General features: G+C 73.8%; 15 protein-coding genes and 1 pseudogene. 14 read left to right on the top strand and 2 right to left on the bottom strand.

Annotation, left to right across the window (positions count from 1 at the left end; all coding sequences use genetic code 11):
* Positions 1–101 precede the first annotated feature (101 nt).
* From Voc01_RS30595 to Voc01_RS53330, 5 genes and pseudogenes are all read left to right on the top strand, one after another.
* Positions 102–1,598 carry an alpha/beta fold hydrolase gene (locus Voc01_RS30595; RefSeq protein ID WP_203931073.1) on the top strand — a complete coding sequence of 499 codons (1,497 nt, stop codon included), beginning with the start codon at positions 102–104 and terminating at the stop codon, positions 1,596–1,598.
* A 60-nt stretch (positions 1,599–1,658) separates the two neighbouring features.
* The gene (locus tag Voc01_RS30600; protein WP_203931074.1) at positions 1,659–2,792 is read left to right on the top strand and encodes a monooxygenase; all 1,134 of its coding nucleotides are present in this window, start codon (positions 1,659–1,661) and stop codon (positions 2,790–2,792) included.
* A gap of 49 nt (positions 2,793–2,841) precedes the next feature.
* The gene (locus Voc01_RS30605; RefSeq protein WP_203931075.1) at positions 2,842–3,537 is read left to right on the top strand and encodes a response regulator transcription factor; all 696 of its coding nucleotides are present in this window, start codon (positions 2,842–2,844) and stop codon (positions 3,535–3,537) included.
* Positions 3,534–4,895, top strand: a complete 1,362-nt coding sequence (locus Voc01_RS30610; protein WP_203931076.1) for a sensor histidine kinase — start codon at positions 3,534–3,536, stop codon at positions 4,893–4,895. The genes Voc01_RS30605 and Voc01_RS30610 overlap by 4 nt, the downstream gene beginning before the upstream one ends.
* Before the next feature lie 38 nt (positions 4,896–4,933).
* Positions 4,934–5,278, top strand: a pseudogene (locus Voc01_RS53330) (histidine phosphatase family protein); the annotation flags it as partial.
* On the opposite strand, the gene Voc01_RS30615 reads toward Voc01_RS53330, so the two are convergent.
* On the bottom strand, positions 5,246–6,631 hold the full coding sequence (locus tag Voc01_RS30615) for an MFS transporter (RefSeq protein ID WP_203931077.1): 1,386 nt from the start codon (positions 6,629–6,631) through the stop codon (positions 5,246–5,248). The pseudogene Voc01_RS53330 and the gene Voc01_RS30615 sit on opposite strands and share 33 nt — an antisense overlap.
* 72 nt (positions 6,632–6,703) lie before the next feature.
* On the opposite strand from Voc01_RS30615, the gene Voc01_RS30620 reads away from it, so the two are divergent.
* The 4 genes from Voc01_RS30620 (at position 6,704) to Voc01_RS30635 (ending at position 9,272) form a co-directional block, all read left to right on the top strand.
* Positions 6,704–7,540, top strand: a complete 837-nt coding sequence (locus Voc01_RS30620) for a LysR family transcriptional regulator (protein ID WP_203931078.1) — start codon at positions 6,704–6,706, stop codon at positions 7,538–7,540.
* Between the two features lie 13 nt (positions 7,541–7,553).
* The gene (locus Voc01_RS30625; protein WP_203931079.1) at positions 7,554–8,510 is read left to right on the top strand and encodes an ArsR/SmtB family transcription factor; all 957 of its coding nucleotides are present in this window, start codon (positions 7,554–7,556) and stop codon (positions 8,508–8,510) included.
* A gap of 92 nt (positions 8,511–8,602) precedes the next feature.
* Positions 8,603–8,980, top strand: coding sequence for a DUF1761 domain-containing protein (locus Voc01_RS30630; protein ID WP_203931080.1), 378 nt, complete (start codon positions 8,603–8,605; stop codon positions 8,978–8,980).
* Between the two features lie 13 nt (positions 8,981–8,993).
* Positions 8,994–9,272, top strand: coding sequence for a DUF1905 domain-containing protein (locus Voc01_RS30635; protein WP_203931081.1), 279 nt, complete (start codon positions 8,994–8,996; stop codon positions 9,270–9,272).
* Positions 9,273–9,280: 8 nt separating this feature from the next.
* Here the strand turns inward: Voc01_RS30635 and Voc01_RS30640 are convergent, their stop codons facing one another.
* Complete coding sequence (locus Voc01_RS30640) at positions 9,281–9,985, bottom strand: GntR family transcriptional regulator (protein WP_203931082.1); 705 nt, start codon at positions 9,983–9,985, stop codon at positions 9,281–9,283.
* Between the two features lie 98 nt (positions 9,986–10,083).
* Here Voc01_RS30640 and Voc01_RS30645 point away from each other — a divergent pair, with 98 nt between their 5' ends.
* Genes Voc01_RS30645 through Voc01_RS30665 form a run of 5 tightly spaced genes read left to right on the top strand, consistent with a single transcriptional unit; the run spans position 10,084 to position 14,082 of the window.
* Positions 10,084–10,896 carry an FAD binding domain-containing protein gene (locus tag Voc01_RS30645; protein ID WP_203931083.1) on the top strand — a complete coding sequence of 271 codons (813 nt, stop codon included), beginning with the start codon at positions 10,084–10,086 and terminating at the stop codon, positions 10,894–10,896.
* Positions 10,897–10,915: 19 nt separating this feature from the next.
* Positions 10,916–11,392 carry a (2Fe-2S)-binding protein gene (locus tag Voc01_RS30650; RefSeq protein ID WP_203931084.1) on the top strand — a complete coding sequence of 159 codons (477 nt, stop codon included), beginning with the start codon at positions 10,916–10,918 and terminating at the stop codon, positions 11,390–11,392.
* Positions 11,389–12,762 carry a xanthine dehydrogenase family protein molybdopterin-binding subunit gene (locus tag Voc01_RS54170; protein WP_203931085.1) on the top strand — a complete coding sequence of 458 codons (1,374 nt, stop codon included), beginning with the start codon at positions 11,389–11,391 and terminating at the stop codon, positions 12,760–12,762. Before Voc01_RS30650 ends, Voc01_RS54170 begins: the two co-directional genes overlap by 4 nt.
* A complete protein-coding gene (locus Voc01_RS54175) occupies positions 12,759–13,766 on the top strand; it encodes a xanthine dehydrogenase family protein molybdopterin-binding subunit (RefSeq protein WP_203931086.1) in 1,008 nt (335 codons plus the stop codon). Before Voc01_RS54170 ends, Voc01_RS54175 begins: the two co-directional genes overlap by 4 nt.
* Before the next feature lie 13 nt (positions 13,767–13,779).
* On the top strand, positions 13,780–14,082 hold the full coding sequence (locus Voc01_RS30665) for an EthD family reductase (RefSeq protein WP_203931087.1): 303 nt from the start codon (positions 13,780–13,782) through the stop codon (positions 14,080–14,082).

Below are 14,082 nucleotides of genomic sequence, written 5' to 3' on the forward strand. Positions count from 1 at the left end.
GGGTCTGCGCCACCATCGATACGCCAGCCAGCGTCAGTGACCGCGGGGTCGGGCCTCCCTAGCGTCGGGTGCACCGTCATCGATGTCGAGGGGGAACACCCGTGCGGAGAACACTCGTCCTCGTGGCCGCCGTCGCCGTGACCGCGACCGTGGGCGCCACGCCGGCGCTGGCCCGACCGGGGCCGGCGCTCACCTGGCACGCCTGCGCCACCGGTCCCGACGACCGGGTGGGACAGGAGCTCGACCGGGCCGGGGCGCAGTGCGCCGAGGTCACCGTGCCGCTGGACCACGCACGCCCGGACGGGCGGACCATCACCGTGGCGATCTCGCGGCTGAAGGCCACCGACCCGGCCCGCCGGGTGGGCGCGATGCTGCTCAACAGCGGCGGACCCGGCGGCACCGGCATCGACATGCCGCTGCTCCTCGCGGGCCAGGACGTGGCGCGGTCGCGCTTCGACCTCGTCGGCATGGACCCGCGGTTCGTCGGCCGCAGCACCCCGCTCGACTGCGGGTGGCCGACCGGCACCTGGATCCGGTCGGCCGGACACGACCGCGGGTCCTTCGACCGGACGGCCGCGCTGCAGGCCGACCTCGCGCGACGCTGCGCCGACCGCAGTCCCGACCTGCTCCCCCACGCCAGCACCCGCAACACGGCCCGCGACATGGACGTCATCCGGACCGCGCTCGGCGAACGGAAGCTGTCGTACTTCGGGTACTCGTACGGCACGTACCTCGGCGCGGTCTACACGCAGCTGTTCCCGCACCGGGCCGACCGCGTCGTGCTCGACAGCGCCGTCGATCCCGACACGTTCGGACCGCGGCTGCTGCGGAAGAACGGACCGGCCACCGCCGCGGCCCTGCGCGACTTCGCCGGCTGGGCGGCCGAACGCCACCACGAGTACGGCCTCGGCGCCACGCCGGACCGGGTGGTCGCGACCGTCCTGGCGACCGACCGGGCCGCGGCGCGCACCCCGCTGCGCGTCGGACCGTACACAGCGGACGACACCCTCGTGCCGGCCCTGGTGTTCTCCGGCCTCTACGACGACCGCGACGCCGCCAACGCCGAGCTCGCCGCGACCCTGCGGGTCCTGCGCCGGGCCGCGCTGGACGGGTCGGCCGAGCCGACGCCCGCCCTGGCCGAGCAGCTGGCGTTCATCACCACCGGCGGCGACTCGCACTACGGCAGCGTGCAGGCGGCGATCGTCTGCGCCGACCGGGCCGCGCCCCGCGACCCGGAGACCTACTGGCGCGACATCGAGGCGCACCGGCGCGACGAGCCGCTGTTCGCCCCACTCGTCCGCAACCTCAACCCGTGCGCGTTCTGGCCCACCCCGCCGCGGGAACGGCCGACCGACGTGCGCAACCGGGTGCCCGCGCTGATCGTGCAGTCGACCGGGGACCCGGCCACGACCTACGCCGCCGCGACCGCGATGCACCGGGCGATGGCCGGCTCCCGCATGCTCACGCTCGACGGGGCCCGCATCCACGCCGTCTACGCCAACTACGGCAACGCCTGCGTCGACGGTCACGTGAACGCCTACCTCCGCGACGGGGTGCCGCCGGCACGCGACCTCACCTGCCATCGAACTCTCATCTGACTCTGCGGGTTCTCGCGGGTGCGGCCCCTACGGTGACCGCAACCGACGACGGGAGGACCCATGAAGCGACGTGTGCTCGGGGCGGCTCTGCTCGCCCCGGCCATGCTGCTCACCGCATGCGGATCCGGGGAGCCCGCGGCGGCGCCACGGCCGCACGACGGTCACACCGCGCACGGCAGCGCGCCGCCACCACCGCCGGCGCCGCTGCGCGCGGGTGAACGGTTCGTCGAGCTGAGCATGCCGGAGGCGTACACGCCGAAGGCGCCACGCGGCGGCAACGACGAGTACCGGTGCTTCCTCGTCGACCCGGGCCTGACCGCCGGCGCCTACCTCATGGGCAGCCAGTTCCAGCCGCAGAACGCCGCGATCGTCCACCACGCGATCTTCTTCCGGATCGACCCGGGCGACGCGGGCCAGGCACGCGACGTCGACACCCGCGACGACGGACCGGGCTGGACCTGCTTCGGCAACTCGGGGGTCGGCGAGGAGGCGACGTGGGTGGCGACCTGGGCGCCGGGCGGCACCGAGACGCTGCTCGGCGACCGGCTCGGCTACGCGATGCCGGCCGGCAGCCTCCTGGTCATGCAGGTGCACTACAACCTGCTCGGCGGCGGCGGGTCCGACCGTTCGGGTGTCCGGCTGCGGCTCAGCGACGGCGGCCCCGGGTTCCAGGCGCTGGGCAGCATGCGGCTGGCGGCGCCGGTGGAGCTGCCGTGCGCGGCCGGTGAGACCGGGGACCTGTGCGACCGCGAGCGGGCCGTCGCCGACGTGACGGAGCGCTTCGGCCGCCCCGCCGAGCGCGTGCTCTCCGGGCTCGAACGGTTGTGCGGGCCACCCGATCCGGGCGGCACCCAGCACTGCGACCGCACCGTCACGAGACCGGGCACGGTCCACGCGCTCGGCGGGCACATGCACCTGCTCGGCCGGTCGATCAGGATCGAGCTCAACCCGGGCACACCCGGCGCGCGGACGCTGCTCGACGTTCCCGCCTACGACTTCGACGACCAGGCGCTGCGGCCGCTGGCCGAGCCGCTGCCGCTGAAGGCCGGCGACACGCTCCGGGTCACCTGCACCCACGACGCGTCACTGCGCGCGCAGCTGCCCGCGCTGAAGGACACCCCGCCGCGGTACGTCGTGTGGGGCGAGGGGACCGCCGACGAGATGTGCCTCGGGCTGGTCGTGCTGACCCGGTAGGCCGGTTCTCATGGAACTCCCAAGTTCGCGTGGTGGGATGTCCGGTGCGATGAACGGTCAGACCCGGGTGCTGGTGGTGGACGACCAGCCGAACATCCTCGACATGCTCACGACGGTGCTGCGCTTCCACGGGTTCGCGGTGAGCACCGCGGCCACCGCGGCCGAGGCCGTCGCGGTGGCCACCGGCGTGCGACCCGACCTGGTGGTGCTCGACGTCCGGCTGCCCGACGGCGACGGGATCGACGTGTGCCGCCGGCTCCGGTCCGCCGGCCTCACCGCGGGCATCGTGTTCCTCACCGCCCGCGACGCCCCCCGCGACAAGGTGATGGGGTTGACCCTCGGCGGCGACGACTACGTCACCAAGCCGTTCTCGGTCGACGAACTGGTGGCACGCGTCCGCGCGGTCCTGCGCCGGCTGCGCCCCGACGACGGGGACGGCACCGCCGGCGTGTTGCGCTTCGCCGACATCGAGCTCGACGACGGCGCCTGCCGGGTGCGGCGGGCGGGAACGCCGGTTCCGTTGTCACCGACCGAGTTCCGGCTCCTGCGGTACCTGATGCGCAACCCGGGACGGGTGCTCACGCGCACGCAGATCCTGGCGGAGGTCTGGAGCTGCGACTTCGACGGCGGATCGAACGTCGTCGACACCTACATCGGCTACCTGCGGCGCAAGCTCGCGCCGTACGGTCCGCCGGTCATCACGACCGCGCGGGGCTTCGGTTACGCGCTGCGGACGGGCGGGTGAACCGCCTGCCGCTGCGCCGCGGCCTGGCGCTCGCGATCCTCGGCCTCACCGCGGTGGCGCTCGTCGTGGCCGGGGTCGTCGGGGTGGTCGCGCTCCGGGCGTACCTGATCGAGCGGACCGACAAGCAGCTGCGCGCCGCGGCGACGCTGGCCGGCGACCGGGTCGCGTTCGTCGACACCTCCGACGGGCGCGCGGACGCGCTGCGGGGCGTGATCGCGCCGGCCGGGTACGTCGTGGAGTTCCGGACCGCCGCCGGCCACGTCGGGCGGCTCGCCGGTCCGGAGGACCTGGCACCGGGCACGTTCCTCGCCGACGCGCCCGACGCGCCGCCGGACGGCCGGGTCTCGCCGGCGGTGACCGTCGCCGGCTACCGGATGGTCAGCGTGCGGTCGGGCGGGGCCACGGTGGTGGTGGCGATCCCGCTCGACCCGGTGCGCGACACGGTCCGGCGGCTCGCGACGGTGGAGCTCATCACCGGCGCGGTCGTGCTGGTGCTGCTCGGGCTGTTCGCCCGCGTGCTGCTCGCCCGCGGCCTGCGTCCCCTCGACGAGATCACCGCGACGGCGGGCGCGATCGCGGCCGGCGACCTCGACCGGCGCGTGCCCACCGACGCGCCGCCGGGCACGGAGGTGGGCCGGCTGACCGTCGCGGTCAACGGCATGCTGACGCGCATCCAGCTGGGGCTGGCCGACGCCGAACGGTCGCAGGAGCGGCTGCGCGTGTTCCTCGCCGACGCCTCGCACGAGCTGCGCACGCCGCTGACCGCCGTGCGCGGCTACCTCCAGCTGCTGCGCAAGGGGATGGTGCCGCCCGACGCGCGTCCCGACGTGCTGCGGCGCGCCGACGACGAGGCCGCCCGCATGGCGACGATCGTCGACGACCTGCTGTACCTCGCCCGCCTGGACGCCGAACCGGTGCTCAGGCGGGAGCCGGTGGACCTGGTCGCGGTGGTCCGCGACGCGCTCGTCGACGCCCTCGCCGCGCAGCCGGACCGGCCGACGGACCTGGACGCGCCGGACCGGTGCACGGTGACCGGCGACGAGGAGGCGTTGCGCCGCGTGTTCACCAACCTGTTCGCCAACGTCCGGACGCACACCCCACCCGACGCCGCGGTGCGCGTCTCGCTCGCGCCGGGCCCCCGCGCGGCGACGGTGGCGGTGGCCGACCGGGGACCCGGGATCCCGGACGGCCTGGCCGCGCACGTGTTCGAGCGGTTCGTGCGGGCGGAGTCGAGCACCGGCAGCGGCCTGGGGCTGGCGATCGTGGCCGAGATCGTCCGCGGCCACGGCGGCGACGTCGGCGTCGACAGTGGACCGACGGGCACGACGGTGACGGTCACCCTGCCGTACGACCCGTGAGACGCGTCCTCCGGCAGGTGTTCCTCGTCCGGCACGCGATGCCGGCGGTCGACGCGCAGGTGCCGCCCGACCGGTGGGACCTCGACCCCGCCGGCCGGGCGGCGGCGCGGGCGCTCGCCCTTCCCCCGCACGCCGTGCTGGTGTCGAGCACGGAGCCGAAGGCCCGGCAGACGCTGGAGCCGGCCGGCCCGGTGCGCACCGACCCGCGCTTCGTCGAGGTGACCCGCGACGAGCCGTTCCACGGCGACTACCGCGCCCGCCGACGCTCCTATGTGGACGGTGACGACCACCCCGGCTGGGAGCCGCGGCGGCTCGTGGCGGCCCGGTTCGACGCGGGCGTGTCGTTCTGGCTACGGGAGGCGGGCGCACGTCCCCTCGTGATCGCGACCCACGGCATGGCGATGACCGTGTGGCTGGCCGCGGCCGTCGGCCTCGCCGACCCCGGCGGGTTCTGGGCCGGCCTGCGCCTGCCGGACCTGCTCGAGGTCGACCTCGCGGCCCGGACCTGGCGCCGCGCCTGACGCGACCGGACACGCATGAACATCATCCGCGCCGATGATGTTCATACGTGCCCGGCGGAGCAGCAGGTACCCCACGAGCGCGGCGGCGACGCCGGCCAGCCCGGCGGCCGCGAAGCCGCCCGCGGGTGCGGACAGGTCGATCGCCGCGCCGACGACCGGGGCACCGAGCGCGAAACCGGCGCTCTGCGCCGAGGACTGCAGGCCCGTGGCCTCGCCCCGCACGCGGGCCGGCGCGAGGCGGCTCACCGCGTCGGCCACGGTGGTGAGGGTCGGCGCGGTGAGGAGCCCGGCGGCGACGACGGCGACGCACAGCCAGGCCCAGTGGTGGGCGAGGCCGGCCGGCACGGTCACCAGGCCCAGGGAGCCGAGGAGCAGCCAGGTGGGCAGCGGCCGGGCCAGCGCGCCGTAGACCAGTCCGCCGACGACCGACGCCACCCCGAACACCACGACCACCACGGCCGCCCACGACACCTGGCCGGACTCCCGGAGCACCGCGACGATCGCGAGGTCGACGCCCGCGAGCAGCATCGTGGTGCCGAACCCCATCACGAGGACCGCGACCATCCCGGCACCCAGCCACCCCCGCCGCGCTGCAGGCGCACGCCGCGCGGCCCGCGCCAGCGGCACCGCCAGCTCCTCCCGGGTGCGCACCGGCGGGTTCAGCACCGCCAGCCCCGCTCCGCCGGCCACGATCGCGGCGCCGACGCCCCACACCACCGCGCCGGGGGACGCGCCCGCCGCGCACACGATCACCACCGCCGGGCCGACGATGTAGGACAGCTCGCCCTGCACCGCCTCCAGCGCGAACGCCGCCCGGCGCCGGGCCGGCGGGGTCGACGCGGTGATCGCCTGCCGGGTCACCGACTGGGCCGGCACCATCAGCAGGCCGGCCGCGAACGCGGCGCCCAGCAGCGTCCCGTAGGACAACGCCGGCACGCTGAGCCAGAAGACGGCCTGGACCACGACGGTGGCCACCAGCACGGTCCGCAGCCCGCGCCGGTCGATCAGGCGGCCGAGCAGCGGCCCGCCGATCGCGACGCCGGCGGTCAGGGCCGCGACGACGCCGCCCGCCGCCGCGTAGCTGCGGCCGAGGCCGAGCACGACGTAGAGGGTCAGGGCCATCACGTCGGACGTGATCGCGGTGCGGGCGATCAGCGAGACCCCGAACAGCGACGCCATCCCGGGGAGGGCGAGCACCTGCCGGTATCCGGTCACCCGTCCGACGCTAGGTGCTCCGCGACGCCATAGGAACTGGTTATCTCGTTGTGGATGGCATAATCAATGATTATGGGTAGGGAGCTGGAGATCGGGCTGCTGCGGTCGTTCGTCGCCGCGGTACGGGCGGGCAGCATCAGCCGCGCGGCAACAGCGCTCGGCCAGACCCAGCCGGGGCTCAGCCAGCAGCTGCGCCGGCTCGAGGGCGTGGTCGGCCGGCCGCTGCTGCACCGCTCGCCGTCCGGGGTCTCGCCGACGCGGGCGGGCGAGGAGCTGCTGCCGTACGCCGACCGCATCCTCGCGCTGTCCGCACAGGCGCTCACGGAAACGGGACGCGCGTTGAGCGGCCACTGCGGCGTCGGGCTGCTCGAGGACCTCGCGATGTCGCACCTCCCGCAGGCCCTCGCCGACCTCGCCCGCCTGCACCCGGGCGCGACGCTGGAGGTGCTCAGCGGGTCGCGGGCCGCGGCGCGGGAGGCCTTCGACGCCGGCCGCGTGCACCTCGTGCTCGACGAGGTGCCCGACCTGCCCGGTCCGCCCCGCTGGACGGTGCGCCGCCCGCTCGTCTGGGCCGTCGGGCAGGGCGTCGACGTGTCGGCCGACCCGCTGCCCGTGGTGCTGTTCTCCAACACCTGCGCCTGGCGCACCTCGGCGCTGGAGACGCTGGAACGCAGCGGGCGGCCGTGGCGGGTCGCGTTCGAGAGCAACACCCTCGTCGGCGTGCTCGCCGCGCTGCGGGCCGGCCTCGGCGTCGCCGCGCTGCTGCCCACGAACCTCGAGCCGGCGATGGCGTGCCACGACGCGCTCCCCACGCTGCCCGACGTGGAGCTCGGCCTGGCCCGGCACCCCCGCACCGACGGCGACCCGCTCGTCGACGCCGTGGAAACGGCGCTGCGCCGCACGATCTGACAGACTCGCTATGGTGAGGATCCGCATCCAGCTCCCCGGCGCGGAGCTGGCGCGGGTGCGGTTCGCGATCTCGCCGGTGTACGAGACGGTGATGGCGCTGGCGGCCCTCATCCGCCCGGGCGTGCACGCCGTGCACCTGCCGTGGGTGCGCTGGGCCGGCCCGCGACTGTCCACAGTGGAGCACCTGCCGCTGCTGCGCGCGCTCGTCGGCCGCGACGGGTTCAAGCCCGGCTTCCTCATGCCCGCACCCACCTCACGCCTGCCGGACCTCGACGACGAACTGCGCGCCGTGCGCGCCACGTCACCCGCGGACGCCCGCGACGACACGGCCCGCCTGACCTCGAAGCCGGCCCGACGCTTCCACGACGACCCCCGCGCCGGGCTGCCGCTCGTGGCCGCCGCCCTGCGCCAGTGCCACGACCTGGTCGTCGCACCGCACTGGGACCGCATGGTGCGCCTGCTCGACGCCGACATCGCCTTCCGCGCCCGGGCACTGGCCACGGGTGGCTTCGAGCACCTGTTCACCGACCTCCACGGCGACGTCGCGTGGACCGGCGAGGAGCTGATCGTCCACCCGCGACAGTCGCCGTCGACCACCGTCTCGGTGCGGGGCCACGGGCTGGTGCTGTGCCCGAGCGTGTTCTGCTGGCCGCGGGTCACCGCGTCGACCAACCCGCCGACGGTGGGCACGCTGCGGTATCCGGCCCGCGGGGTCGCCACGCTGTGGGAGTCCGTGGAGCCGGCGCCGCAGGCGCTGGCCAACCTGATCGGACGCACCCGCGCCGCGATCCTGGCGCGGCTGGCCACCCCGCAGACGACGAGCGGGCTGGCGGCGGGGCTGGGCATCACCGCGGGCGCGGTGTCCCAGCACCTGGCGGTGCTCAAGGAGGCGGGCCTGGTCGCCACGCACCGCGAGGGCCGCACCACGCTGCACCTACGCACGGAACGCGCAACCACCCTGCTCGCCTGAATCCCACCCGATTCCGTACTTGACAGTACTCAATTCGGCGTCGTACCGTGGCTGTATTAAGTACGGGTCAGTATCTAATGGGGAGGCGCGCGGTGGTCGCACTGGGCATCGGCATCGCAACCATCGCCGCGTTCATCGTGAGCTCGGTCTACTACGGCGTCATGCCCGCGGCCGGCGGCCCTGCCGGGGCCGCTCCGGGCTCCGGCCGGCCCGAGCCGTGGCAGATCGCGGCCGAGCTCGTCCGCAGCGCGATCACCGCCGGCCTCGTCGCCGGGCTCCTGGTCGCCCTCGACCGGGGCGGAGTCGGCGCGGGCGCGCTGCTCGGCCTCGTACTCTGGGTGCTGCCGTTCGTGCTCCTCAGCGGCTCGGTCGTCTGGGAACGGGTTCCGGTGGCCCGCGCCGCCCTGCACACCGGCGACTGGCTGGTGAAGCTGGTCGTCATCGGCGCCGTGGTCGGCGCCACCGTCTGAAGGAGACCGCACCATGCCCGGCCCGCTCGACATCACGTTCACCGCGACGCTCGGCAAGGTCCAGGAGGGCGACACCTGGACCTGCGTCAAGCTGCCCGACTCCGCCACGATCTTCGGCACCCGCGGCCTGGTCAAGGTCGCCGGCACGGTCGACGGCGTACCGTTCCGCGGCGCGTTCATGGCCCTCGGCGACGGCACCCACAAGCTGCCGGTCAACGCCGCCGTGCGCAAGGCCATCGGCAAGACCGACGGCGACGAGGTCGTCGTCCACCTGACCCAGCGCCTGAACTGAGGCGCCTCTCAACTGACCCGGCGGCGCTCCCGGCCGTGCGCGTCGTGCGGGAGGTCGGCGTAGTGCCACTGGTGGTCGCGGGCCTCGCGGCACGCGGTCTCCAGGTCGCCGGCCTCGATGGTCTTCAGGAGCGCGGCGTGCTCGCGGGCGATGTCCTTCAGCTTCACGTCGGCGGCCACCATCGTCACGGAGGTGCGCGCCTCGATGCGCAGCGCCTCCCACGACAGCTTCAGCAACTCGTTGCGCGCGGCGTCGACCACGTGCCGGTGGAACGCGACGCTCGCCCGCGCCGCGGCGTCGGGGTCACCGGTGCGGGCGGCCACGCGCATGGCCTTCACCTCGGCGCGTAGCGCGGCGACCGGCATCGTGCCGCCCAGCATCGCCAGCCGGGTCGCGGTCTCCTCGAGCGCGGCCCGCACGACGTAGCACTCGCGCAGCGTCTCCTGCACGAAGTGCCGCACGAACGTGCCACGGCGGGGCCGCGTCTCGACCATCCGCATCGCCTCGAGCTCGCGCAGCGCCTCCCGCACGGGCGCCTGGCTGGTGCCGTACACCGACGCGAGCCGGGTCTCGACGAGCCGTTCACCCGGCCGGATCTCCCCCGACACGATGCGCACCACGAGCGACTCGCGGATCTGCTGCGCCAGCGTCATGCGCGACACCGGCGGCGTCACCTGGGGGAACGGCAGCGGCGGGCGCACATCGGAGGTCATGCGGCCATCGTAGTCACATCGACACTATTGACTCGTGCGGGTGGCCGGTCTTAACGTCCCTGTAACCGATTATCGATAATAGGTCGGAAGGCGCGCTCATGATCACGGCGGTACGGACTCCCGACTCGGTCGCGGCGGCGGTCGCCCACGCGTCCGCCGGCGGCCGGCTCATGGCCGGCGGCACCGTCGTCATGGCCCAGGTCAACCAGGGGTCGGCCGCGGCGTCCGAACTGGTCAGCCTCCGCCGGGCCGGTTGCGGCGGTCTGTCTTTCGGGGATACGCACGTGAGGGCCGGCGCCGTGACCACGCTGGCCGAGGTCGAGGAGTGTACGGACCTGGCGTTCCTCCGCGACGCGGTACGGACCATCGCCTCCCCCACCATCCGGAACCAGGCCACCATCGGCGGCAACCTGTTCGTGCCACAGCCGTACGGCGACTTCGCCGTGTGCCTGCTCGCGCTCGACGCCACCGTCGACATCGCCGGCCCGACCGGCGACCGGCAGGCGCACGTGCACACGGTCCTCGACGCCGGGGTCGCACCCGGCGAGGTGGTCACCGCCGTGCGCTTCGCCATCCCCGCGACCGGAACCTGGTTCTACCGCAAGGCGATGCGCCGCCGGCTGAACTCCGCCGCGATCGTCGCGGTGGCCGCGGTGGTGCAGACCGCGGACGGCCCCACCGGCAGAACGGTGACCTCGGCCCGCATCGCGCTGGGCGGGGTCGCGCCGAGGCCGGTGCGCGCGGTGTCGGCCGAACGTGTCCTCATCGGACGGTCGCTCGACGCGCCGACCCTCGACGAGGCGGGACGGGCCGCCCGCGCCGACATCGACCCGTTCGACGACAGCTACGCCAGCGCCTGGTACCGCACCCGGGTCCTCCCCGTGCACCTGCGGAGGGCGTTCCTCAGCTAGCGAGAGAAGGACCCACGACATGCCGTCACGGGTGGTGAACCTCAGGGTCAACGAACGCCCACGCGAGTTCCTGGCCGCGCCGGGGACCTCGCTGCTGGGCAGCCTGCGCGACACGCTCGGCCTCACGGCCGCCAAGCGCGGATGCGCGCAGGGTGGCTGCGGCACCTGCACGGTGCTGCTCGACGGCCGGCCGGTGATGGCGTGTCTGGTCGCCGTGGAGACCGTCGACGGCGCCGAGGTGCGCACGCTGGAGGGCGTGGCCGACGGCGACCGCCTCGACGAGGTGCAGGCCGCCTTCCTCGACGGCTTCGCCACCCAGTGCGGGTTCTGCACCCCGGGCATGATCATGGCCGCCGAGGCGTTGCTCGACCGCAACCCCGACCCGACCCGCGACGACGTCGCGGAGGCCATCTCCGGCAACGTGTGCCGCTGCACCGGGTACGGCCCGATCATCGAGGCGATCCTCGACGCCGCCGACAGGAGGCGGCGCTCATGAGGACCGACCCCATCGACAAGGCCTACTTCACCGACGAGCGCGCCGGCACGTTCGACGTCATCGGCTCGGTGGTGCAGCGGTCGGACGCGCTGGGGCACGTCACCGGGCGCACCGCGTTCTTCGAGGACGTGAACCCGCCGGACCTGCTGCACCTGAAGATGCACCGCTCGACGCGTCACCACGCCCGGCTCGTGGGCGTCGACCTGTCCGCGGCGCTCGCCGTGCCCGGCGTGGTGCGCGTCCTGACCCACGAGGACATCCCGAACAACGTCTTCACGCCGCTGAAGCTCATCGGCGTGCGGCCCGACGACGAACCGGTGCTCGCCGAGGGAACCGTGCGCTACCGGGGAGAGCCGATCTGCGCGGTCGTCGCCGAGACCGAGGCCGCCGCGCTGGAGGGCGCCGCCCGGGTACGCGTCACCTACGAGGACCTGCCGGCGGTCTTCGACGTCGAGGAGGCGCTCGCCGAGGGCGCGCCGATCGTCAACGAGTACCAGGGGAACAACTACTTCACCTACGAGGGTCACCACTGCCGGCGGATCCGGTTCGGCGACGTCGAGCGGGCCTTCGCGACGGCCGACCACGTCTTCGAGTGGCGGTACCAGTCGGCGCCGATCGAGCACGCGCCCACCGAGACCACCGGCTGCATCGTGGTGCCGCAGCCCGACGGTCGGCTGCGCATCCACTCCGACACGCAGGCCTGCTTCTTCACCCTCGACAACACCGCGTTGATCCTGGGCACCCCGTTCAACAAGCTGCGCATCGTCGGCGGCACGGTCGGCGGCGGCTTCGGCGGCAAGGTCGACATCGCGGTGGAGCCGGTCGCCTGCGTCGCGGCGATGCTCACCCACCGGCCGGTCAAGTACGTCTACGGCCGGTACGAGGAGATGCAGGTCTCCTCGCCCCGCGCCGCCGAACGTCTCTACATCAAGGACGCGGTGATGGCCGACGGCCGCATCACGGGCCGGCAGATCACGCTGTACGTCGACGCCGGCGCGTACGCGCGGCACAGCCCGTACGGCACCACGAAGGCGGCGGCGCACATGCCCGGGCCGTACAGCATCCCCAACGTCCGGGCCGACTGCCACTGCGTGTTCACCAACCGCACGCCGTCGAGCGCGATGCGCGGGTTCGGGGTCACGATCGCGGACTTCGCCCTGGAGACCCAGATGGACCGCGTCGCCCGCGCCCTGAACCTGGACCCGTTGCGGCTGCGCCTCATCAACGCCTACCGCGACGGCGACGTGAAGGCGCACCGGAAGGTCGCCGAAGGCACGGCGCTGGTCGAGGTGATCCAGAAGGCCGCCGAGATGGTCGGCCACGACCTGCCCGAGGAGTACCGCCGGATGTCGAGCCTGGAGCGACCATGACGATGCTGCGCGGGCGCGGCTACGCGTCGGTGAACTACCCGACCGGGATGAACCTCGGCGGCGACCCGTCACAGGCGCTCGTCCACGCCACCACCACCGGCACGTTCGTCATCTCGCTGTCCTCCGTGGACCTCGGGCAGGGGCTGAAGACCGTGGTGGCCCAGTGCGCCGCCGAGACCCTGGGCATGCCGATGGAGAACATCCTCGTCGACACCGCCGACACCGACACCGGACCGCACTGCATGGGCACGTTCGCGAGCCGCGGCACCCACCGGGTCGGCAACGCGGTCGTCATGGCGGCGGCCGAGGCGCGCGAGGTGATGCTGTCCGTCGCCGCCGAGGAGCTTGAGGTCGACGCCGCCGACCTGGAGACCGACGGCACCGGGCACATCCGGGTGCTCGGCGCGCCGGACAGGCGGATCCACATCACCGACCTCGCGCTGGCGGCGCACTTCACCCACGGGCGCACCATCTCCGGCCGTGGCATCTTCCTCAAGGAGAAGAACGACCCGGTGCCGGAGACCGGCGCGATGGACCCCGACTCGTGCCAGGCGCACGCCTGCACGGTCGCGGTGGTCGAGGTCGACGACGAGACCGGCGTGGTCGAGGTGCTGGAGATGTACAACGCCTACGAGATCGGGCGGGCGCTCAACCCGGCGATGGTGGCCCAGCAGGTCGAGGGCGGCGCCTGGATGGGCATGTCGCACGCCTTGTTCGAGGCGACCGAGCCGTACTACCCCGACCGCGACCACGGTCCGCGCGACTTCACCGAGTACCTGATGCCCACCGCGGCCGACATTCCGGCCTACCACAACGCGATCCTCGAACGCCCCGCCGCGAGCGGGCCGTTCGGCGCCAAGGGCATCGGCGAGATGACCGCGAACGCGCCGATCGCGGCGATCGGCAACGCCATCTTCGATGCCTGCGGGGTGCGGCTCGACACGATGCCGTTCACCCCGGAACGGGTCCTGCGCGGGCTCGACGAGCTGCGCGCGTACATGTAGGGAGAGAACACGAATGGTCAAGCTCATCTCGCTGCTCAAGCGCGCCGAGGGACTGTCCAGGGAGGACTTCAGGACCTGGATCCTGGAGGAGCACGTCGCGTTCGCGCGCAAGCTGCCGGGGTTGCGGAAGTACACGGTCAACGTCGCGGTGGCCGAGGACGCGCCGTACGACGCGGTCAACGAAATGTGGTTCGACGACGACGAGGCCCGCGCGGCGGCGTTCGCGTCCGACGACGGGAAGGCGGCCGGCGCCGACGCCGGCGCGCACACGTCGAGCCGGGTGCACGTGCTGACCACCGAGCACGAGTTCATCTGA

Source organism: Virgisporangium ochraceum (assembly GCF_016863655.1).
Taxonomy (GTDB): domain Bacteria; phylum Actinomycetota; class Actinomycetes; order Mycobacteriales; family Micromonosporaceae; genus Virgisporangium; species Virgisporangium ochraceum.